This is a genomic window from Malaciobacter pacificus, assembly GCF_004214795.1.
Lineage (GTDB): Bacteria > Campylobacterota > Campylobacteria > Campylobacterales > Arcobacteraceae > Malaciobacter_A > Malaciobacter_A pacificus.
In genome coordinates this window covers 925,889-948,805 of sequence record NZ_CP035928.1, presented here as the reverse complement: position 1 = coordinate 948,805, position 22,917 = coordinate 925,889, and the positions used below count along the sequence as shown (strand labels likewise).

The following is a 22,917-nucleotide window of genomic DNA, read 5'->3' as shown; positions in this document are numbered from 1 at the left end:
AAAAACTTCTAAAGGAATATGATGAAAAAACTTTATATTTTTAAAGTAGGAAATACATTTGCAAATACAAAAGAGACTTTAGGTGATTTTGATGATTGGATTAAAAACTTTATTTATACAAACTCAATAATAGAAACTATTGACATAATAAATAATCAAAAACTACCTGACTTTGATAATACTTTAGGAGTAATTATTACTGGTTCTCATGCTATGGTTACTGATAATTTAAAATGGAGTTTAGATACTGAAGAATGGATTAGAAAGGCTTCACTAAAAGATATTCCTATTCTTGGAATTTGTTATGGGCATCAATTAATAGCTAAAGCATTAGGGGGAGTAGTTCAAAATAATCCAAATGGAAAAGAAATAGGTACAGTTTATATTTGTAAAACTAAGGAAATTGAAAACGACTTACTTTTTAATAATATGCCCGATACTTTTTTTGCAAATGTAACTCATATGCAAAGTGTATTACAACTACCAAAAGGTTCAAAAGTATTAGGTTTTAATGATCATGACAAACACCAAATTGTTAGATTTACAAATTTAATTTGGGGAGTTCAGTTTCATCCTGAATTTAATTCAAATATTATGAAATCTTATATTGAAGAACAAAAAAATGAACTAATCACCTTTGGTTTCAATATAGATGAACTTTTAGAAAAAGTTAACGAAACTAGTTATTCAAATCAGTTATTACAGAGGTTTGTTAAGTTACTAAAATAAGCTTTTAAAAGATAAACCACTATAATATCTATTAAAAAGTAAAGGCAATACTTGGATTTTAATAAACTTGGCTTAGAAGATAGCTTTTTAAAAAATCTTCAATCTCTAAACTTCAAAGAGATGACAAAGATTCAAGAGCTATCACTACCAATAGCTTTACAAAACAAAGACGTGGTAGCAAAAGCTAAGACTGGTTCTGGTAAAACTGTAGCCTTTGGAATACCTCTTGTTAATAAACTTGATGTTAAAAAGTTTAAAATCCAATCACTAGTATTAGCTCCAACAAGAGAGTTAGCAAATCAAATCGCACTAGAGATTAGAAAACTATCAAGACATATTCACAATGTAAAAGTTTTAACTCTTACAGGTGGAGTTCCTTTTAAACCTCAAGTTGCTTCACTATATCATGGTGCTCATATCATAGTAGGAACTCCAGGGAGAGTTTTAAAACACATTGATGAAGATAATATCAACTTTGAAAATCTAAACACACTAGTACTAGATGAAGCTGATAAGATGCTTGATATGGGATTTTATGAAGATATTAGTAAAATCATAGATGCACTTCCTAAAAATAGACAATCTATGCTATTTTCAGCAACTTATGAAGAAAATATCGAAAAACTAGCAAACGACATACTAAACAGCCCTACTTTTGTAGAAATTGAAGATGAACAAAAAGTAAAAATCACTCAAAAGTTTTATGAGTGTGATGAGAGTATAAAAACATCACTAATACCTTCAATCATCTCTTCAAATGCTGCAAAAACTACGCTGATATTTTGTAATATGAAAATCAAGTGTGATGAACTAGCTGATGATTTAGATAAGCTTGGACTTGATGTACTTACACTTCACTCTGATTTAGAACAGCGTGATAGAGATGAAATCATCACAATCTTTGCAAACAAATCATACCCGATACTAATAGCAACAGATGTAGCCTCAAGAGGACTTCATATAGATGATATAGACTTAGTCATCAACTATGATTTAGCAAGGGATGAAAAAGTACACACACATAGAATAGGACGTACTGCAAGAGCAGGAAAAGGTGGAGTTGCAATCTCACTTTATACTCAAGATGATGACGATAAAGTGCAAGACCTAAAAGAGTGTTTTGATGATATTATTGAAGATAATATAGAAAATATCCACGATAACCCTGATTTTAAAATTGATAGTGAATATAGAAGTATATTTATAAATGGTGGGAAAAAACACAAACTAAGAGCTGGTGATATACTAGGAGCTCTAACTGCTAGTATTGGTCTTCCAAAAGATGCCATAGGAAAGATAAACTCTATGGACTTTTGCTCTTATGTAGCAGTTGAAAAACAGTATTTAGATAAAGCACTAAATGGACTTAGCAAGAATAAGATTAAAGGTAAGTATTTTAGAGTTTTTGAGAAATAAAAAAAGAGGATAGAGGACAAACAACTTTAGTCACCACTCTGACTCTCACCATATAGGTATGTTTGCGATTCCTCTATCACGATTTAAGATAAAGTCTAATTATCTTCTTTTGCTTCTACATCGGGAGCATTTCTCAATATTTTTAAAGCGTGTTCTCTTGAACCTTTTTTTGCTCTTTTTTCTAACTCAGAAACAGTCTTAAGTGCAGAAATTTTTTCTGCAATAGCATTTACTATGAATTGATTCATAGATGTATTACCTTTTAAATTTTCTAATTCTTCCTTATAATAATCTGGAATTCTAAGAGAATAATTCATTTCTACTCCTATATAATTTCTAAAAATTCTTTTGTAGTTACAACTTTAATATTAAAGTTTTTCTCTACATTTTTAAAATCTTTAGTATTATTTGTAACTATATAATTTGCACTAGAATTAAATGCAACTTCTAAAACCATATCATCTTTTATGTCCTTTAAAAAAGGTCTCCATAAAAAATTTATGTTTTGATGATATGAAATCAAACAAATATCATCCAAAAACATTTCAATATCTGCTTTAGATAAATTTGCATATTGTTTTAAATTTTCTTCTCTTAGTAATACATCAGTATATTCACTAACTAATGTATTTGATATAACATTTACTTTTTTGCTATTTTCAAAAAGCCAAATCAAAACTTTATTTGATGAACCATTTTGAGAAAAAAGTGCTGAGACTAAGACATTTGTATCTAAAACTATTTTCATAGTGATATTATATATGATATTACTGTAAAAATCAAGAAAATGTATTAGTCCAATACATATGGCACTGAGGATTAGTATTTAAAAGTTAGTGATACTCTAAATTACTAGAATAGAACTTCCAAAAGATGCTATAGGAAAGATAAACTCTATGGACTTTTGCTCTTATGTAGCAGTTGAAAAACAGTATCTAGATAAAGCCCTAAATGGACTTAGCAAGAATAAGATTAAAGGTAAGTATTTTAGAGTTTTTGAGAAGTAAAACTAGTCAACTAGTTTTACTTGAAAGTTACTACAACCTGCTGTTGTAATTTTTCCATAATATATGTCACCTTTTACAAAACCATCCATACTTACAGTTCTATATCCACTTGGTCTTTGAATCCATTCTCTTGGTTCAAAAACTAATTTTCCTGAAACTTCATCATAATTTCCAACTAATTTAAAAACGCCCTTTTTCACATTTGCATAATTGAAAAAGAATAATGCATTTATATTATTTTCATTTACATTAGTAATTTGAAGATTTAATGCTGTATTACCTTGTGCACATTTATATGCACCTTGCCAATTTTGACCTTTTTTTAAAGCCACGTTTTGAGTTTTTACACTTTTAGTTGGTATTTGAAACTGCCCAACTGAAGTACAACCTGTGATAATAAAAACTAAAGAAATCATAAATAAATATTTTTTCATTTTAGTTACTCCTACTTTTAAAATTTAGATATTTTACAATAACAATGACTCAAAAATGACTCATTTATCTATTAAGTCATAAATTTTCCACAAAACAAGATAGTAAAACTTTTTTTACCATTTTATTAAGAGTCATAAAATAAGATTTTAGATAAAATATTTTAAAATATGTAAGAAACAAATGGCGAGAAGATGAAGGAATCGAACCTCCCACGGCTTTGTCAGCAAAACCGTCAATCAGGGTTGAAGCCTGTGGTGCCCACCAGGTACACTTATCTCCCACTTGAGAATCAAATCTTACATTAAAACATTTTAAAATCTTATAAAAGGGTCAAAATGACTTTACTAAAATCCATTCCTAAGATTGATAAGTTTATCAATAACAAAGCTTTTGATGGATATTCAAAATCACTTATTACAAAAATCTCAAAAGAGATTATACAAAATCTTAGAAGTGATATTTTGAATAACAACATAAAAACAATAGATGAAAACCTACTTATATCACAAACCATAAAAGAGTACGAAAAACAAATCTCTCCATCACTTCAAACAGTGATAAACGCAACTGGTATCATAGTGCATACAAATCTTGGAAGAAGTCTTATAAACAAAGACTCTCTAAACAAAGCTATAAATATAGCAACATCATACAACAACTTAGAATATGACTTAGAAAAAGGACAACGAGGGGAGCGATACTCACACATAGTAAAAACACTTCAAGCCCTAACTGGATGTGAAGATTCCATAGTAGTAAACAACAACGCAAGTGCAGTGTTTTTAGTACTAAATACTTTTTGCAAAGGAAAAGAAGCAGTTGTAAGTCGTGGGGAGCTTGTGGAGATTGGTGGAAGTTTTAGAGTTCCTGAAGTGATGACTCAAAGTGGAGCAATCTTAAAAGAAATCGGAACTACAAATAAAACTCACCTAAGAGATTATGAAAATGCTATTAGTGAAAACACTTCAATGCTGATGAAAGTACATAAATCAAACTACTCAATAGAAGGCTTTAGTAGTGAAGTTGATTTTGAAGATATAGTAAAAACTGCACAAGAAAATGGTGTGATAGATTACTACGACATGGGAAGTGGTCATATGATAGATTTACCATATAATCTAAGCAGTGGTGAGCCATCTATAAAAGAGCTTATGAAATACAATCCATCGCTTCTAAGCTTCTCAGGGGATAAACTTCTAGGAAGTGTACAAGCAGGTATCATAATAGGTAAAAAAGAACTAATAGAAAAAATCAAGAAAAACCAACTATTAAGAATGCTAAGAGTTGATAAAATCACTCTAGCTATTTTAGAAGATACATTAAACTCTAACTTAAAAGATGAGTTAGACTCAATACCAACTTTACAGATGTTAAATACTTCTGTTAAAACTTTAGAGCAAAGAGCTAATGAAGTGAAAAACGCCATTGAATCTCTTTGCAAATGTGAAGTTATAAACACAAGTACGATGGTAGGAGGAGGAACAACTCCAAATAAAAAGATACCATCGGTGGCACTTAGTTTAGAGTATAAAAATCTAAAACCAAATGCACTAGAAAAACTACTTAGAAAAAACAACATCATAGCAAGAATAGAAAATGACAAAGTCTTACTAGACTTTAGAAGTATAAGTAGTGATGATGCAAGTAAACTATCAACTATCCTTTGTGAGGTATTTAACTAATGTCAAATATCATCATCGGAACAGCAGGTCATATCGACCACGGTAAAACTGCACTTATCAAAGCTTTAAATGGTTTTGAAGGAGATAGTACAAACGAAGAAAAACAAAGAGGAATCACAATAGATTTATCTTTTTCAAACTTAAGTAGAGCAAATCAAAACATAGCTTTCATAGATGTCCCAGGACATGAAAAGTTAGTGAAAAATATGATTGCAGGAGCTTTTGGATTTGATTATGTGATGTTAGTTGTTAGTGCAGCAGAGGGAATAAAACCCCAAACAATAGAGCATATCCAAATCATAAATTTACTAGGACTAAAAGAGATTATTGTAGTTCTCACAAAAAAAGATTTAGTAAGCTCTGAAGAGTTAGAAACTCAAAAACAAACTATCCAAAAGTTTTTAAGTGAATTTGACTTTGAGATTAAGTTTATAAGTGCAGTTTCAATATATGATGAAAGTTCAATCGTGAGTTTAAAAGAGCAGTTATTTAGCATAGAAAACTCTACAAAAAGTGAAGAAAACTTCTTTAGATACTATGTAGATAGAGTTTTTTCTCCAAAAGGTATAGGTACAGTTGTAACAGGAACTGTTTTAGGAAAAGCTTGTGAACTAAATGAAAAAGTTTACATAGCTCAAATTCAAAAAGAAGTAAAACTTAAAAACATCCAAGTACACAATGAAAATGTCATGGAAGCAAATATTTCCAATAGAGCAGCCCTAAACCTTCAAGGTGTAAATATAAACCAAATCAAAAAAGGTGACTTAATCACTAAAAAAGGTTATATCAGAGGTTTTGATGGTATAGACATAGCCTTTACTTGCCTAAAAGATAAAAAACTAAAACACAACCAAACATACTCACTTTTTATAGGTGCAAAAAAAGTTGAAGTAAAAACTCTACTTTTTGATGGAACACAAGATAAAGAAACTGGTTATGCTACACTAAAAGCAGATGAAAAGTTATATACAATTTTTGGCGAAAAAGTGATTTTAAGAAGTGGAAATGACACTATATGTGGTGGAAAAGTTTTAAATCCAGTAATTGACCCTATGAAAAAACCACAGAAAAAATCACTTTTGGAAGCTTTAGATAAAAATGATTTTGTAAGTGCTTATAAAGTCTTACTAGAAGTACATAAAAAAGGTCTTGGAATCATTTCATCAACTCAAAGATTTGCTCTTAGTCATAGCCAAGCTATAGAGTTTGCAAATAAACTTGATAATGTATTTATTGATGAAAAAGACTTAGTAATTTATCCACTAAAAACACAAGATGAAGTAAAAGACTTCATCAAAAATATCTATACAAAAAATCAATACGCCCTACTTTCAAGTGCATCTATAAATCTTAGATTAAAATGGGCAAGTATAAACTTCATACAATCAGTTTTAAATGAATTAATTAAAGAAAAGTTCTTAATAGCAGAAGATAGTTTGTATAAAAGTGCAAATTTAAAACAAGATATAAAAAAAGATTTAAAAGATATAGTTCTAAATAGATTAAAAAAAGAAGATATAGAACCAACTGCACCTTATAATATCTATGATGATTTAGATATAGATAGAAAACTTGGTGATACTATACTTAAATCACTAACTTCAAATAAACAAGTCGTAAGACTACAACACAATCTTTTTATTCATGGTGAAAGTCTTAATAAAGTCATTAAAATTATGAGAGAGATTATAAAAGAAGATGGATATATAGAAATTTCAAATTTCAAAAAAAGAGTTGAGTTAAGTAGAAAATATCTGATATCTTATTTAGACTATTTAGATAATTTTTCAGATATTAAAAAAATTGGAAATAAAAGATACTTTATCATATAATTATATACATACTGTACAAGTTAAAAGGAAATATTTGACTGATGATATAATTAAAAAAATTGATTCACTACCTCCATTACCTGAATCAATTACGAAAATAGAAGATTTTAGAAGAAAAGATAACCAAGAAGTTGAAGAGCTTGTAGAAATACTAGAAAAAGATGCATTTTTAGTAAGTACTTTGTTAAAAGTTGCAAACTCTGCAATGTTTGGTTTTAAATCTTAAGTAGAGACAATAAAAAGACTAATCAACCTTCTTGGTGTAAAATTTACTTTATATGTAGCTATAAGTGAATCTGTTCAAAATATTTTGGTAGGTGATTTAAAGCCGTATAATATAACTACAGAAGATTTAAAAGAGAGTAACATATTATCTGTAAATCTAGTTAATCTTTGGATAAATAAAACTAATCCTGAATTAAGAGATGAGCTAATACTACCTGCACTTTTACAAACTATGGGGAAAATAATATTATCAGAGCTAATTATTGAAAAAGACTTAGTTGAACAATTCCAAGAAGAGCTTGAATCAGGTAAAAATATCAATCAAATAGAAAAAGATATTATGGGAATTACGACTGCAGAAATGTCTGCTTTAATCTTCAAACACTGGAAACTAGATGAGAATTTTATTGATTTAATTAAATATGTTGATGATATTGAAAACTGTGATGAGAAATATTTAGAAAAAGCAAAAATCTTAAATATTATAAAGATTATTTGTAATCCCTATAAACCTCTAAATGAAGAGATTATTAATAAAGCGTTAAATAAAGCTTCAGAGTATAATCTAGATACTAAATACCTAAAAGATGCTATCAAAATACTAGAAGATAGAGCTTTAGACTCTTAAAATAAAGGGAATTAAATCCCCTTTTATTTTTTCCCTAAAAAGTTTTTATTATTTACATCTTCCAAAATCTCTTTAGCTATATCCTGAGTTTTATTTGCAATACTTTGTGTATAACTTGCTACATTTGCATTTTCTTGAGTTTGTTTATCTAAAGAATTAATTGCATTATTTATTTGCTCTATTCCAGTTTGTTGCTCTTTTATTCCTGATTCAACATTTTTAATTAAATCCATTGTATTTGATATATTTGAAGTTAATCCTGTATAACCATTTATCATCTCATTTGCTATTTTTTTACCATCACTTGCCTTAGCTGTTGCATTTTCAACAATTGATTTAATCTCATTGGCTGCTTCTGCACTTCTTGTTGCTAAGTTTCTCACTTCTTGAGCAACAACAGCAAATCCTTTTCCAGCTTCACCTGCTGTTGCTGCTTCAACAGCAGCATTAAGAGATAGGATATTTGTTTGAAATGCAATTTGGTCTATTACAGTAATTGCTTCATTAATTGTAGAAACTTGAACATTTATTGACTCCATTGCATTTGTTGTTTGTGTTGCTAGGTCCTGTCCTACATTAACTGAAGTTGTAAGTTCATTTGCATACTGTACCATTTTCATAACATTTAAAGAGTTATTACTCATATTACTTGTAATCTCTTCAAGTGCTGCTGCAGTTTGTTCTATGCTTGCTGCTGCTTCATTTGAAGAGATACTTAATTTATCTACATTTGAAAGTAAATCTTTAGAGTTTGATTGTAAAGTTGAACCATTACTTTGATTTGAAACAAGCATATCACTTACTGTTTGAGATATTTCATTTAAACCATCAACCATATTTCCCTTTGCATTATCTATTTTATGAGAGAAATTCAATCCTTTGATTTCATTGATTGCACTTTCTATTTCATTAATATTAGTAGCAATTTTTTTCGATAATGTTTCTAACATTTCATTCAATAGTATTTTTAAATCTTTTAAAGAGTCAGAATTAGTATCTGCACTTACTTTATATTCTAAACTTCCATTTTTAACTCTATTAACTACTTCATTAACATTAGAAATAAACTTTTCATCTTGATCAAGTAATATTTTTGTCTTTTCAATATTTTCATTAATTACATGAGAAATCTTACTGATCTCATCATTTGATGAAGTATCTAATAAATGAACACTTTTAGTCTCTTTATTTAAAAATTGAAAAAAATCTACTAGGCCATTTTGTAATTTCAATAATGATTCATTAACTGTTTTACCAAGAAAAAATACTAAAATTACTGTTATGATAATAATAAATAAAGCAATAAATATAAATGTGTTTAATGATAAAGAAATTAAATCTTGAACATCTTTTGAATTTTTATCTATAATTTTATTTGTTGCTTCAGTGAAAAAATCAATCAAATCCCTCATAGATTCATAATCTTTTAGATATGTAGAAAAATAAACCTCTTTTGCTTTTTCAATCTCTTGATTTTTAACTAATTCAACAATATATTTTGTATTTTTATCAGTTGAATTATAATAAACTTCAAATTGTTCAAACTCTTTTTTATTTTTATTTAGTTCATTTTCTAGTTTTGCTTTAAATTTATCAAACCTTTGTCTAACTTATGTAAGGTTATCTAATACTCCTTTTTTTATGAGCTTATCGATTTCTTCTTTATCATTTAGGTGCATAATCTGACTAATAGCAACATTTGATTGATATGAATCTCTATCTGCTTCAAGAAGGACTGTAATTCCTTGATATTGTTCATGTGTTAGTTTATCTACATTTACTTTTATATTTGAAATATTATTTGATACATAAATACTAGATATACTTACAATAACAATTAATATAGCAAATGAAATAATTATCTTATTTCTTAAACTCATAAAAAACTCCTAGTTATAGTTTATATGAATTATTTTATTACATAAATGTAGCTTAAAAGTATCATTTAAGTATTATTTATAGATTTTATTACATATTTAGTATCCCGTGATACAATTTCAAGATGACTTTAACTAATGAACAAGAAGAGATAATAAACTCAAAAAAGAAATCTTTTAAAATAAATGCTGTTGCAGGAAGTGGTAAAACTACAACACTATTAGAATATGCCAAGAAAAATTCTCATTTAAAGATTTTATATTTAGCATATAATAAGTCATTACAAATTGAACTTCAAGAGAAACTAAAAAATTATAAATTATCAAATATGTTTGTAAGTACTATTCACTCTTTAGCTTATAATAGGATTTCAGCTTACCAATACAAACTAGTTCAAGATTTAAAAATCGCTATTTTAGAAAAAGTAATTTGTGGGTTTGAACAAATAACCCATCAAAAACAGTACTACCCAACGCCTGAATATTTAACGCTATTAAAAGATTTAGTAAACTTTTATTGTAATAGCTCACTAATTGCACTTGATAGTAAACTTTTAAATACTTATAAAAAACAGTCTGATTTAGATGCAAAAATATTAGAACTTTTAAATAATGAAAAAAAGGTTTTAGGTCACTTAAAACATATACTTAGTTGTATGAAAAATAAAATTATTGAAGCAACTCATGATTTTTATCTTAAAATGTTTTTTTTAAATAAAAGAGCTTGTTCAAACTTAGGGTTTGATTTAATCTTAATAGATGAAGCACAAGATATATCTGATGTTATGATAGGAATTGTTGAAGCTCAAAATTGTGATAGAATTTATGTTGGAGATTCATTTCAACAGATATACTCTTTTAGATATGCTACAAATGCTTTAAATAAAATCGATTTACCCTCTTATGATTTAACTAAATCTTTTAGATTTTCAAATGAGTTTGCAAAAACACTCAGAGATAAGCTAAATAAACTATATGAAGTTAAATCATCTTATAAACTTAAACTAAGTGGAATAGATACTATCACAAAAATAGGTGAAGAGTATATAGATATGAAAAAACCAGTTTGTATTATTGCAAGAACCACTTTTGGGCTTATTCAAAAAATCATACATTTCATTCATAGTGATTATAAAATCTATTTTGAAGGTGGTTATAGTTCATACTCTTTTATGAATCAAACTGTATATTCAATATTTTATTTAAAACAGAAAAAAAATGACAAAATTACAATTGATGAAATCAAAGAGTTTGAATCTATTTATGATTTAGAACAGTTTGCAAAAGATACAAAAAATCAAGACTATTTAAATGTCATAAAGTTTATAAATGCTTATGGTGATAATATTTTTGAAATAAATAAAAAATTAAAAGAAAAAGTAGTAACAGATAAATCTAATGCAGATATTATATTTACTACAACTCATAAAGCAAAAGGTCTAGAATATGACCAAGTTATTATGGCAGATGATTTTATAACAAAAAAAGAGTTATTTAACAAAAAAAATCCCTTAAGTTATAATAGAGCTATTGAAGAATTAAATATATATTACGTAGCAGCAACAAGGGCAAAAAAAGCTATTGTTCTAGCAGATTTACAGCTTAATTACAATAGTGAACAAAGCCTTTAGTAATAATTTGCTAATATTTCAAAATCAAAAGGATTTATATGCAATATTTTGGAACAATTCAAACTAAATACGAAGAGATTTTTTTAACTGAAAGCTATATGTATTTTAATTATGACGATGAAGATATTATTACAGCAAAAGAGTTAAAAGAAAAGATCAAAACTGGAAAATTAAGAAAAAAAAACATTATAGGAACTGTTTATTTATATAATCCAATAGCTGCGCCAATTGGATTTGATTCTAAAAAATTCTTATTAGATCAAGATTTTGAAGATTTTGATAAACTAATTGAATTAAAGGTAGAAAACTACCTAACAACTTTTAAACAAGCAATGAGAGAAAATTGTAAAGGTAAGATAGTTGAAATCAAATCACTATTTAATTTGGTTGAAAAGAATATTGATTCTTCAAAGTTATTAATCAAGTTTAATGAAGATTTAGAAAAATATAACTCAAACCAAAACACTGAATTTGATAGAGATATTATGTATATTGATGCACAAACTTTTATTCCAAATGGTAAGTTTGTATTTTTCTGTTGGGGAGATAAAATTTCTGATAAAGAATTTCCTTACATCAATGAATATGCAAAAACACTTTATGAAAATGTTTTACAACTTGGTAAAAAACCTGTTTATGTATATAAATATGAAAAAACTGAACAAGGTGCTATTGAGTATCTACAATTTTCAAATCCAGATCAAAATCATAAATATAAAAACTCAATTACAAATGCTATAAAAGAGGCTTTTAAAGAGTTTCCTCCAACTCCAAAACCATATCAATAGAAATTGAGAAACCTTAAATTAATTTTAGGTAAAATTTATTATTAATATTAAGGTTTCTTATGTTTGACAAAACTTTTTTAAAAAACTTAACTGTACTATTTGTTGAAGATGAACAATTAGCAAGGGAAAAACTTGCAAAACTTTTAGATAAAGTCTTTAAAAATGTTATTATTTGTGAAAATGGTCAAGAAGGTCTAAATAAATTTACAACTAGATTTAATTCTGATGAAAAAATAGATTTAATTATTTCTGATATAAATATGCCTATTATGAATGGCCTTGAAATGTTAGAAAAAATAAGAGATTTAGATAAAGAAGTTCCACTAATATATACAACTGCTAGAAGTGAAAGTGAAAATATTTTAAAAGCAGTTAGCCTAAATGTAAGCCATTATATTTTAAAGCCTATAGATTCAGAAGATTTATTAAAAAAAGTATATGAAATATGTGAAAAACAATATGTAGAAAAAAAGCTTGAAGATACTAAAACAGAACTTGAAAACTATATAAATGCTATAAATAAAGTTGCTGTAATTTATAAGCTAAATATAGAAGGGAAAGTTTTAAATGCAAATAATATGACTTTAGATATCTCTGGTTATAGTAAAGATGAGATAAAAGAACTTTCATTTCATGATTTAGTTCATCCAGATATTCCAAAAACTTCAGTAAATAGAAGTTGGGAAGATATAAAAAAAGGTAAAAGTTGGACAGGAAATACTAAATACATAACTAAAGATAAAGAGGCATTTTATTTAAAATGTTCAATCTTTAAATTATCCCCTGAATTAGATGAATTTATTACTATTGGATTTTCTTTAAATGAAGAGAATAGTGAAAAAAGAGAGTTCAAGAAAAAAGTAATGAAAGCAATTCAAGAGTTCAAAAAAAATGAGATGAACTACAAAAAAATCATAATTGAACAAAATGAAAAAATACAAGACTTAGAGAGAAAGCTTCTTAGATTAATTGATGAATTAAAAACAGAAAAAGAAAAGACTTCAAGCCGTCAAAGACAACTTGAACATTATGAGTTGCAAATGCATAATGTAGATGAAAAATATGATAAGTTTATGAAAGACTTAAGTAAAAAAAGAGATGAGCAAGCAAGAGAAATAAATGAGCTTAAAAATGAAAAACTTCTTTTAAAAAATAAGAATAATGAGTATGAGGCAGAAATTAGTGCAACAAAAAAAGAATTAAAACTACTTATGGAAACTAATGAACAAAAAAATAAAAAAATTCTTGATCTTCAAGATGTAATAAATTCATTAGAGACAAAAATCAAAGAGATTCTTAATCCTGATGAGGCTTCTCATTAGGAAGCGCAATTATATATCTAAGCCCCTTTTCACTATTATTCACCTTTAAATCCCCACCTAAACTATTTTTAATAACTAATTTAACCATATATAAACCTGTTCCCGTTCCAGAACTCTTCGTAGTATAATAAGGATCAAAAAGTTTTTCTAAGCTATCTTCTTTTACTCCACCTGCACTATCTTCCATAATTAGTATTGTATAGTTTTGTTTAACAAGAACTTCAATATTTATCTCTTTAACTTTTAGTTCTTCTCTTTCTATAAAAGCATCTATTGAATTGTTTATAATATTTAATACAACTTGTTCTAACTCTGTTTCAACACCATAAACCATTTCCTCTTTTACTGTAATATTTAAATTTATATTTGCTGTTTCAATTCTATTCATTAAAAGTTTAACTGATTTGTTTATAACTTTTTTTATTTCAAAAACTCTTTTTTGCTTATCAGGGTTAAAGAAGTCTCTAAAACCATCAATTGTTTCACTTAAATATTCAATTTGCTCTTTTGTATTTTTTGAAAAATCTTCAATAAATTTATCATCAATTTCATTATACGTATAAGAGTCTTTTACATCATTACAATATAAAGATAAAATATTTAATGGCTGTTTTAGTTGGTGAGCAATAATTCCTATCATTTCTCCCATTGTTGCCATTTTTGATTGATGAATCAATAGTTCATCTTTTACAGCAATCTCTTCTTCATCCTCTTTTCTTTTTTCAAAAATATCAATATAAACTTTTAGTTTAGAGTTTAATAATACATCATGAATTGGTTTAGTTATATATTCAACTGCTCCTAAATCATATCCTTTAGATTTATATTCATCTTTGTCATAAATTCCTGTAATAAAAATAACTGGAATTTCTTTAGTTCTATCAATATTTTTTAAATACTCAACAAACTCAAAACCATCAATTTCTGGCATTTGAACATCTGTAAGGATTAAATCTATTTTTTCTTTCATCAAAATTTCCATACCCTCTTGGGCACTCAAAGCTGAAAAAATTTCAACATCGAAACTATCTTCAATCATCATTTTTAAAGAGTAAATATTTTCAGGTACATCATCTACTAATAAAATTTTAAATTTTTCCATTTTATCTTCCTAATTTTTCTAAAATTTCTTTTACCAAGTTCTCTTTTACATCATCTTTATGAAAATACTTTTGATCCTCACTTTTAGACAAAATAATAGTTTGTGTCTCTTTGCCTTTACAGTAGTTTACAAACTCATCTATTTTAGTTTTTGTATTCTCTTTGTCTATTACGACTAAATCTTGATACTCTTTTTCCATTAAATCAAAAGTATCAGTTAAAGAGTCAAGTTGTATTAATTTTATATCATGTTTTTTCAACTGCACAACAATAGGAAACATCGCTAGTTTATCACAATTAAGTAAAACAACCCTTTGTACTTTACTTTCAATATCTTGACTTGTATTGATATCTTCCATATCAAAAAATACTATATCTTCAATTTCTTGCTCATCACCATTTTTTTGAGAAGAGATAGAGACATTGTCATCTGAGATATTTTTAATATCAGTTTTTTTAGGAAGAATCATTTCAAAAGTACTACCCTCACCTATTTTACTAAAAGCTTTAATATCACCACCAAGTAAATTAGCTAACTCTTTTGAAATAGCTAAACCTAAGCCTGTACCACCATACTTTCTAGTTGTACTTCCATCTGCTTGTTTAAATCTATCAAAAATATGGCTAAGTTTTTCCTGTGCTATACCAATACCATGGTCAATTACTTTTACAGTTATATCATTTGCATTCTCTTCTAAAATAACATCAATTAAGCCTTCATTAGTAAATTTTATAGCATTACTTAAAAGATTTTTTAAAATTTGTTTAATTCTATGAGAATCTGTCAATAAATTTATATCATCAAGTAAACAATTAAATTCGATATCTAGATTTTTATCCAAAGCTAAAGGTCTCATTTCTTCAACTAAAGAGAAGATTAAATCATTAATATCAACCTTAGAGAGATTCAAAGAAATTTCTCCTGCTTCAATTTTTGAAATATCTAATATATCATTAATTAAATGCAGTAAATCATTTCCACAATTGTTAATTATAGTTAAATTTTTAACTTGTTCTAAACTAAGAGAACTATTCTTATTTTTTTTCATAATTGAAGATAACACAATTATTGAATTTAGGGGAGTTTTTAATTCATGACTCATATTTGCTAAAAAATTACTTTTATATTTATCAGATTCGATTAGCTCTTTTTGTTGTTCTTTAAGCTCATTTGTTAAATGTTTAAGCATCTTATTTTTGTTTTTCATTCTTTGAACATTTAAACATGCATCTATGCTAATATTTAACTTTACCACTAAATCTTGAAACATTGAGCCAATATAATCAAAATTTATACTCTTATCTTTATAAACTAAAAAAAGAACTCCCTCAATTAAAGGCATTATAATTATTCTAAAGTTTTTCTTTGGACATTGATAAATATTAAATTTTTCTATTTTATCTTTTAAGTCATTTTCATCAAAACATGGCAATTCATTGAAAGATAAATATTTATAAAGATTACTCTTTTCATCTACTAAATAAAAATATCCTCCATCAGCATTAGTTTCAGTAACAAAAGTTTCTAAAACCTCTGTCATCATTTTTTTTAAATCTAAACTATTACCAATTGAGCTATGACACTTATAGGTCAAAGCCAAGTGCTCCATAAACATCTTATGCCTTTTGTGAAAATAAATAATTTTTAATTAAAATAAATAGTACCATAAAAACTTTATAACTTAGCTCAAAAGAATAAAAATAAGTTTTCTTTCTCAAAATATACTCTTTTATCAAATTATTAGTATTTACTAGTGTTTTTATTAATTTAGTAAATTTTTTATTTTTTTCTTCTAGTTTTAGCTAAATTTAATATTAGTAATATTATAATTCCATCCACTTAAATTAATGGGGTATCGCCAAGCGGTAAGGCAACGGTTTTTGGTACCGTCATGCGCAGGTTCGAATCCTGCTACCCCATCCATATTTTTGTGTGATCTTATCAATAATGGTGAGGTTGGAGAGTGGTCAAATCCTGCGGATTGTAAATCCGCCGCCTACGGCTTCGAAGGTTCGAATCCTTCCCTCACCACCATTTATATTAAGTTATGGTTCGATAGCTCAGTCGGTAGAGCAAAGGATTGAAAATCCTTGTGTCGGCAGTTCGATTCTGCCTCGAACCACCACTTAAATTTTTTACACATGTGCGAGTGTGGCGGAATAGGTAGACGCGTGGGACTTAAAATCCCATTCCGGTTTCGGAGTGTGAGTTCGATTCTCACCATTCGCACCATGTTTTTTTTACAATAACTTTTTCTTAGTAACTTCAACTATCATTTTTCAATATACAAATTTTAAATTAAAATACATTTTCATATGCAACTATTTTAAAATTACTACTGAGGAATAGTAATTTTAAATACAGCACCTTTATAAGACTTATCATTATATTTATATTTTTGATTATAAACTTCTATATCAGCTTTTAAATGCTTAACTAATATTTCCTCAGTCATATAAAGACCAATACCTGTTCCATTGCTTTTATGTTTTGTAGTAAAGTATGGTTCAAATATTCTATCTATGATATCTGAAGGCACTCCCCCTGCACTATCTTTAATCTCTATTATCACATTCCCATCTTCAATATATGTATCAATAAAAATTAATCTCTCTATACTATTGGGTAATTTTATAAGTTCATCTCTTGCATTATTTAAAATATTGATTAAAGCTTGTATTAATTCATTTTCATATGTATTTAATTGAATGTTTTCAATATGCTTTATAATTTTAATCTCTTTAGCATTAAATTGTGCAGATATCAAATCTAATGCCGTTGAAAAAGTGTTTTTCAAATCAAATTGTGTTTTTGTTTTATTTGGACTAAAAAAGTTTCTAAAATCATCAATAGTTTTTGATAAATGCTGAGCAGAAGCATTAATTTTGTCAACTGAATCATAAAATATTTCATCATTAAACTCGCCAAACTCTTTTTGCAGTTTCATACCTGTAGCTGCAGTTGTAATTGTTGATAAAGGTTGTCTCCATTGATGAGCAATATTACCAATCATTTCACCCATAGATGCCATTTTAGATTGTTGATGTAAAATTGTTTGTTTTTTACTTAATTCTTGTTTATATTGTCTGAATTTCTGCTCTAAAAAGTTTGTTACATATTTTGAAATAAATAATAAGATAATCATTATCACAAAACTAATAATCAAAATATTTTGAATATACTCTTCAAACTTTTCATCAATTTTTCTTTTTCTATCTTCAATACGTGAGATAACATCATCTTCATAAAACCCACTACCTATCATCCAATTCCAATTACTTAAACCTTTTATAAAACTAATTTTATGTGTTGGTTCATTTGTATCTGGCTTCTTATTTTGAATATAAGAGTAGTATCCTTCACCATCTTTTGCAATTTTAATAGCATCTTCTATAACTTTTGCAATATTTTTTATATCATTATTTTCTAAATAGTGTTTACCTAAATAGTTTTTTCTTATATGAGATAGATAAACACCATCGTAACTTATTACAAATATGTATCCTGCTTTACCAAAGCGAATAAGATTTATATACTCTAAAGCTTTCTTTTGAATCTCTTTTTCAAACTCATCAAAATATTCACCTGTACCAATAGCCATATTTAATGGTTCAAAATATTTATAAAAAGAGATTTTTCTTCCAATCTCTTTATTTGTATTAGGTTTGTACCAATAATATTCATCAAACCTTTCACTCTTTTGTTTTATGGTATCAACAATTGTTTCAAATAGCTTATAACCTTTTACATCTGTAAAATTAAGCATATTTTTACCTTCTATTGATGTATCAATTGGATGAACTAATTTATTTCCATAAATATCATCCATAAAAAAGTAACCTCGGCCATTGTTATACCTAATACCACTTAAAGCTGTTTTTATTAACTCAAAAATCTCTTCTTTTGTTTTTGTATTCTTATTTTTTTCATAAATATTAGTAGCTAATGAGTGGGCTTCATATACCCTTTCTTTTACATTTTTTTTAAGTTCATTTTCTGTAGTTTCTTGCAGATGTTTAATAAAAGTATAAACCCTATTCACTTCATCTTTAATAATCTCTTTATTTTCATTTATAAATTGTTCTTCTATACTCTTTTTTTCTTCATGAAAAGTTCTTTTCTTTTCAAAGTATAAAAATAAAACCATAAAGATAGATAAAATCAAAACAATTATGGCAGGTGTAAATCTAATTATATTTAATAACTGTTTTTCTTTACTTTGAATCATAATTCACCTACTTTCCCTCTATTTAAGAAGTTATTATAGCCTATTAAAATTTAATACTTGTCAAAAATTTATTATTTCTAATTATATAACATAAATCAAAAAAAAGATATAATTTGTCTTATTTATCATTTTTTAGAAGGAATAAGAATTATGGCAAAAATAGGTATTTTAGTTGCAAGTTCAAATAATAACCTAAAATTAGGGAAAAAACTTGAAGAAATTGCAAAAAAACATTGTGATTGTGTAGAATTAATTAATTTAGTAGATTTAAATTTACCATTATATAGTACAGTTGAAGAGGAAAACAATGGGATTCCAGAAGTTGCATTAGATTTAGCACAAAAGATTTTATCATTAAACTCTTTTATTGTTGTGGCACCTGAATACAACGGAGTTATGCCTCCAGTTTTAAACAATGCTATGGCATGGACTTCAAGAGCAACAAAAGATTGGAGAGATGCATTTAATCATAAAATTGTACTTTTAGCAACACACTCAGGAGGTGGTGGGGCAAAAGGTCTTCAAGCTATGAGAATTATGTATCAACACTTAGGTGCAAATATACTTGCTAGAGAGATTTTAACAACATATGAAAAACAATTAAATGAAGAGTCAGCAGAAGATATGATTAAACAATTAATTAAATTAGCAAGAGCTTAGGAGTTTACTCCTAAGTAATTATCTCTTTTTTAGGTTCGCCTATTAAGTAACCTTGGGCATAATCAAAAGCTAAACTTTTTACTTCATCATAAATCTCTTGTGAAGATACAAACTCTGCAATTGTCTTAAATTTTTGTTTTTTAGCAAAATCTAATATTGTTTCAACAATAGCTTTATTATTTTTATTTATGTGTATATCATTTATTAAAGAGCCATCAATTTTTATAAAATCTGCTTTTAATTTAATTAGATAATTAAAATTTGAATAACCAGAACCAAAATCATCAATTGCAACTTTAGCTCCAAGGGATTTAACTTTATCAATAAAATCATTAGCCTCTTCAAAATTATTAATACCTTCAGATTCAACTATTTCAAAAATGACTTTTGAACCAATGTTATACTCTTTTATTTTTTCAATTATATAATTTGCAACATTTTCATTAATTATATCTTCAATAGTAAGGTTTACTGAAAACTCATAGTTTTTGTCTTGAAAATATTCAAATGATTTTTCAACTACTGTTTTTGTCAATTTTATATACTGTTTTGATCTTTTTGCAATATCTAAAAAATAGTAAGGTGAAATTGGAATATTCTCTTCATTTATAAGTCTAACTAAAACTTCATATTTCTCTATTTTTTGAGTTCTCATATTATAAATTGCTTGAAAGAAAGGTACAATTTTATTATTATCAAGGGCTTTTTTGAGTTTTAAAGTCCATAAAACGTTTTTTTCATAAATTTTTTCTAATCCAAGTCTTTTATCATAAATATTTGAACTTTTATCAATTTTTACATATTTCTTTATCATATTAGCTGTTTTTTTTATAATTGATTTATCTTCAAATGAAATACTATATGTAGTTTGAATATATAACTCTTTTTTTCTAATAATTATAGGTGAAGAAGATATTTTGTCATTTATTGTTTTAACTACTTGTATAAACTCATCTTTTTCAATCCCATCAGCTAATATCGCAAATTCATCTGAATAGATTCTATATAAAAAATAGTTTGAAGGAATAAGTGCTCTAAAAAAACTTGAAACAGTTTTTAAAACCTCATCACCTATTTCATGGCCATAAAAATCATTTAACTCACCAAATTTATTAATATCAAATAGAGCTAAAGCTGGTTTATGTGATTTTTGAATATCCTCTAAAAGTTTAAATCTATTCCCTTCATTTGTTAAAAAATCACACCTTAAATTTTTTTCTAACTCTTCTGATTTATTGACTAAATCAGTAATTTCATGTCTGATGGCAATATATTCTAATAGCTCACCATTTAAATCTAAGATAGGTTTTATTGTTACATTTATATAGTAAAAATCCCCATTTTTTCTTTTATTTTTTAATACTCCATGCCAAGTTTGTTTATTTTGTATAGTTTCCCACATTTGGGCAAAAACCTCTTTTGGAGTATCTCCTTTTAAAATACTATGGGGTTGATTTAAAACCTCTTCCTTTGAATATAAAGTACAATCGCAGAACTTTTCATTGACATAAACTATATTCCCTTTTAAATCACCTATGGATACAATATTGCTCTCTTCTATTGCAGATTTATATTGATTTAATTTATAATTCTCATTTTTTAACAATGCAATTTGTTTTTTCAAATCATCAATACTATCTTCACTTTTCAAAGAAAACCTTTTTTTATTATTTTACTATAAGAATATCAAAAAAAATTCACTATTGCAATCATAAGTAAATATTTTTTATATAAATTTGACATAATTTTTACACAACTGTAACTATTTTGATGTTTAAAAGTGTTAAAATTAAGTATGAAAGAAAAAGTTTATGTTATAGATACAAATATCATCTTACAAAATCTTCAAAATCTAAATAGAATATCAGACAATAAAACTAACCATATTGTTATTCCTGAAACAGTATTACTTGAATTAGAGGATAAAAAAAAGCTTTCAAGTGAACTAGGATACTATTCAAGAGAGTTTGCAAGACTTCTAGCAAAGATGAAAATAAAAGAGGTAGATTATAAATTAGGTTTCAAGGTTGTTAAGCTTTACAATGATGAAATAAATCTTGATATTATTAGCAAAGATAGTTATGAAACACAAATTGAGCAAATTCATATATCTGAATCAAATGACAAAAGAATAATTGAAGTTGCTAGTGTTGCTAGGGATTATTATAAAGGTTGTCAAACTATTTTTTTATCACTTGATGTTTATGCAAGAACATTTGCACTATTTAAAGGTATAAAAGCAGAAACTTTACATGATGATAAATCAACAGTTCCAAAGTTTAATTTTGTAAAAGAGTATGAATTAGACTCATCTATGTTTAATAGTTTAGAAAATAAAGATATAAAAAGTATAGACTTAGAATATGAATACCAAAACTTTGCATATTCATTTCAAAGTAATGATGGAAATGTAGAATATGCAATAATTCATGACCAAAGAGTTGATGTATTAAAAGAGAATGATTTTAAAGCACTAAATGTAAAACCTGTAAATTTAAAGCAAAAACTATTTACAAAAGCAATACTATCTAATATGTATGACTTACTTGTAATTGATGCAAAAGCAGGAAGTGGAAAAACTTTAATGTCTATTGTAAGTGCTATGAGACTAATTGACCTTGGGCTTTATGATAAAATTGTTTATGTAAGAAACTCAGTTGAGTCACTTGATAAAGGTGCAGATGTAGGTTATTTAGCTGGAAATGATGAAAAGTTTAGAATTTATAATATGGCTTTGCATGATACTTTAGAGTTTATTGCTAAAAAACATCTCAAAAAAAGTGAAAATAGAGAAAATCAAGAATCAATTGAATCTAAAATTGATGAGCTAAAATCAAGATACTGTATTGAAACTTTATGGCCAGGAGAAGCAAGAGGTAGAACTCTATCTAGTTCAATTGTAATAATGGATGAGTGGCAAAATAGCAGTGAAAAAACAACCCAGTTAATTCTTTCAAGGCTAGATGAAAGTTGTATGGCAATAGTAATTGGTTCAAATAGACAAATTGATAACTTATATTTAAATAAATATAATAATGGATTAACAACTTTACTTAAACAAACAAACTATGAACATCCTGAATTAAAGATGTTTGCTATTGAGCTTGAAAAAGCTGTAAGAGGTAAGTTTGCACAATTTACAGAAAGAATATTTGAAAAAAGAAAAGATTAGGAGAAAACTATACAAAATAGACTTATAAACGATACTATTTACAATCATATTGAGTACACAAAATTAGAAGATAAAATACTTCAAACAAAGATTGTAAATAGACTTCAATTTATCACACAAAATGCTTTAGCATATTTTTCATACCCATCAATTACAACAAAAAGATTTATTCATAGTTTAGGA

19 protein-coding genes, 5 tRNA genes and 1 pseudogene are annotated in these 22,917 nt (G+C 26.7%); 15 read left to right on the top strand and 10 right to left on the bottom strand.

Annotated features, from left to right (window positions below; genetic code table 11):
* The first annotated feature begins 21 nt into the window (after positions 1 to 21).
* Together APAC_RS04860 and dbpA are read left to right on the top strand one after the other, a co-directional pair.
* Positions 22 to 729 (top strand): glutamine amidotransferase, encoded by a 708-nt coding sequence (locus tag APAC_RS04860; protein WP_130233050.1) that lies wholly within the window; start codon positions 22 to 24, stop codon positions 727 to 729.
* Between the two features lie 51 nt (positions 730 to 780).
* A complete protein-coding gene (gene dbpA, locus APAC_RS04855; RefSeq protein ID WP_130233049.1) occupies positions 781 to 2,145 on the top strand; it encodes an ATP-dependent RNA helicase DbpA in 1,365 nt (454 codons plus the stop codon).
* 95 nt (positions 2,146 to 2,240) lie between these two features.
* On the opposite strand, the gene APAC_RS04850 is transcribed toward dbpA, so the two are convergent.
* Positions 2,241 to 2,462 (bottom strand): CopG family transcriptional regulator, encoded by a 222-nt coding sequence (locus tag APAC_RS04850; protein WP_130233048.1) that lies wholly within the window; start codon positions 2,460 to 2,462, stop codon positions 2,241 to 2,243.
* An 8-nt stretch (positions 2,463 to 2,470) separates the two neighbouring features.
* Positions 2,471 to 2,893, bottom strand: coding sequence for a putative toxin-antitoxin system toxin component, PIN family (locus tag APAC_RS04845; protein ID WP_130233047.1), 423 nt, complete (start codon positions 2,891 to 2,893; stop codon positions 2,471 to 2,473).
* A gap of 100 nt (positions 2,894 to 2,993) precedes the next feature.
* Between APAC_RS04845 and APAC_RS13515 the strand changes: the two genes are divergently transcribed.
* Complete coding sequence (locus APAC_RS13515; RefSeq protein WP_371868584.1) at positions 2,994 to 3,152, top strand: DbpA RNA binding domain-containing protein; 159 nt, start codon at positions 2,994 to 2,996, stop codon at positions 3,150 to 3,152.
* A gap of 2 nt (positions 3,153 to 3,154) precedes the next feature.
* Here the strand turns inward: APAC_RS13515 and APAC_RS04835 are convergent, their stop codons facing one another.
* A complete protein-coding gene (locus APAC_RS04835; protein WP_130233045.1) occupies positions 3,155 to 3,586 on the bottom strand; it encodes a hypothetical protein in 432 nt (143 codons plus the stop codon).
* A gap of 182 nt (positions 3,587 to 3,768) precedes the next feature.
* A tRNA-Sec gene (locus APAC_RS04830) sits at positions 3,769 to 3,867 on the bottom strand.
* Positions 3,868 to 3,922: 55 nt separating this feature from the next.
* Here APAC_RS04830 and selA point away from each other — a divergent pair.
* From selA to APAC_RS04810, 3 genes and pseudogenes are all read left to right on the top strand, one after another.
* Positions 3,923 to 5,269 carry an L-seryl-tRNA(Sec) selenium transferase gene (gene selA / locus APAC_RS04825; protein WP_130233044.1) on the top strand — a complete coding sequence of 449 codons (1,347 nt, stop codon included), beginning with the start codon at positions 3,923 to 3,925 and terminating at the stop codon, positions 5,267 to 5,269.
* Positions 5,269 to 7,101: a selenocysteine-specific translation elongation factor gene (gene selB / locus APAC_RS04820; RefSeq protein WP_130233043.1), complete on the top strand. Its 1,833-nt coding sequence runs from the start codon at positions 5,269 to 5,271 to the stop codon at positions 7,099 to 7,101. The genes selA and selB overlap by 1 nt, the downstream gene beginning before the upstream one ends.
* Positions 7,073 to 7,954, top strand: a pseudogene (locus tag APAC_RS04810) (HDOD domain-containing protein). Before selB ends, APAC_RS04810 begins: the two are co-directional and overlap by 29 nt.
* 23 nt (positions 7,955 to 7,977) lie before the next feature.
* Here the strand turns inward: APAC_RS04810 and APAC_RS04805 are convergent.
* Both APAC_RS04805 and APAC_RS04800 read right to left on the bottom strand, forming a co-directional pair.
* Positions 7,978 to 9,366: a methyl-accepting chemotaxis protein gene (locus tag APAC_RS04805; RefSeq protein ID WP_130233040.1), complete on the bottom strand. Its 1,389-nt coding sequence runs from the start codon at positions 9,364 to 9,366 to the stop codon at positions 7,978 to 7,980.
* A gap of 198 nt (positions 9,367 to 9,564) precedes the next feature.
* Positions 9,565 to 9,834, bottom strand: coding sequence for an MCP four helix bundle domain-containing protein (locus APAC_RS04800; RefSeq protein ID WP_130233039.1), 270 nt, complete (start codon positions 9,832 to 9,834; stop codon positions 9,565 to 9,567).
* Between the two features lie 122 nt (positions 9,835 to 9,956).
* Here APAC_RS04800 and APAC_RS04795 point away from each other — a divergent pair, with 122 nt between their 5' ends.
* The 3 genes from APAC_RS04795 to APAC_RS04785 are packed head-to-tail and all read left to right on the top strand — an operon-like array spanning position 9,957 to position 13,572.
* Positions 9,957 to 11,462 (top strand): UvrD-helicase domain-containing protein, encoded by a 1,506-nt coding sequence (locus tag APAC_RS04795; protein WP_130233038.1) that lies wholly within the window; start codon positions 9,957 to 9,959, stop codon positions 11,460 to 11,462.
* A gap of 38 nt (positions 11,463 to 11,500) precedes the next feature.
* The gene (locus APAC_RS04790; protein ID WP_130233037.1) at positions 11,501 to 12,250 is read left to right on the top strand and encodes a hypothetical protein; all 750 of its coding nucleotides are present in this window, start codon (positions 11,501 to 11,503) and stop codon (positions 12,248 to 12,250) included.
* Positions 12,251 to 12,309: 59 nt separating this feature from the next.
* Positions 12,310 to 13,572: a response regulator gene (locus APAC_RS04785; protein ID WP_130233036.1), complete on the top strand. Its 1,263-nt coding sequence runs from the start codon at positions 12,310 to 12,312 to the stop codon at positions 13,570 to 13,572.
* Here the strand turns inward: APAC_RS04785 and APAC_RS04780 are convergent.
* Together APAC_RS04780 and APAC_RS04775 are read right to left on the bottom strand one after the other, a co-directional pair.
* Complete coding sequence (locus tag APAC_RS04780) at positions 13,547 to 14,674, bottom strand: hybrid sensor histidine kinase/response regulator (RefSeq protein ID WP_130233035.1); 1,128 nt, start codon at positions 14,672 to 14,674, stop codon at positions 13,547 to 13,549. The genes APAC_RS04785 and APAC_RS04780 overlap by 26 nt on opposite strands.
* Position 14,675: 1 nt before the next feature.
* Positions 14,676 to 16,268: a sensor histidine kinase gene (locus APAC_RS04775; protein WP_170170115.1), complete on the bottom strand. Its 1,593-nt coding sequence runs from the start codon at positions 16,266 to 16,268 to the stop codon at positions 14,676 to 14,678.
* Positions 16,269 to 16,522: 254 nt separating this feature from the next.
* On the opposite strand from APAC_RS04775, the gene APAC_RS04770 reads away from it, so the two are divergent.
* From APAC_RS04770 to APAC_RS04755, 4 genes are all read left to right on the top strand, one after another.
* Positions 16,523 to 16,597 (top strand) — tRNA-Gln (locus tag APAC_RS04770).
* A 26-nt stretch (positions 16,598 to 16,623) separates the two neighbouring features.
* Positions 16,624 to 16,708: transfer RNA gene (locus APAC_RS04765), tRNA-Tyr, on the top strand.
* Positions 16,709 to 16,723: 15 nt separating this feature from the next.
* Positions 16,724 to 16,799 (top strand) — tRNA-Phe (locus APAC_RS04760).
* 20 nt (positions 16,800 to 16,819) lie between these two features.
* A tRNA-Leu gene (locus tag APAC_RS04755) sits at positions 16,820 to 16,906 on the top strand.
* A gap of 103 nt (positions 16,907 to 17,009) precedes the next feature.
* Here the strand turns inward: APAC_RS04755 and APAC_RS04750 are convergent.
* Complete coding sequence (locus APAC_RS04750; RefSeq protein ID WP_130233033.1) at positions 17,010 to 18,902, bottom strand: sensor histidine kinase; 1,893 nt, start codon at positions 18,900 to 18,902, stop codon at positions 17,010 to 17,012.
* Between the two features lie 150 nt (positions 18,903 to 19,052).
* On the opposite strand from APAC_RS04750, the gene APAC_RS04745 reads away from it, so the two are divergent.
* A complete protein-coding gene (locus APAC_RS04745; protein WP_130233032.1) occupies positions 19,053 to 19,562 on the top strand; it encodes an NADPH-dependent FMN reductase in 510 nt (169 codons plus the stop codon).
* Positions 19,563 to 19,572: 10 nt separating this feature from the next.
* Here APAC_RS04745 and APAC_RS04740 read toward each other — a convergent pair whose 3' ends face one another.
* The gene (locus tag APAC_RS04740) at positions 19,573 to 21,213 is read right to left on the bottom strand and encodes a bifunctional diguanylate cyclase/phosphodiesterase (protein WP_130233031.1); all 1,641 of its coding nucleotides are present in this window, start codon (positions 21,211 to 21,213) and stop codon (positions 19,573 to 19,575) included.
* Positions 21,214 to 21,357: 144 nt separating this feature from the next.
* On the opposite strand from APAC_RS04740, the gene APAC_RS04735 reads away from it, so the two are divergent.
* Positions 21,358 to 22,734 carry a PhoH family protein gene (locus APAC_RS04735; protein ID WP_130233030.1) on the top strand — a complete coding sequence of 459 codons (1,377 nt, stop codon included), beginning with the start codon at positions 21,358 to 21,360 and terminating at the stop codon, positions 22,732 to 22,734.
* Positions 22,735 to 22,917 lie beyond the last annotated feature (183 nt).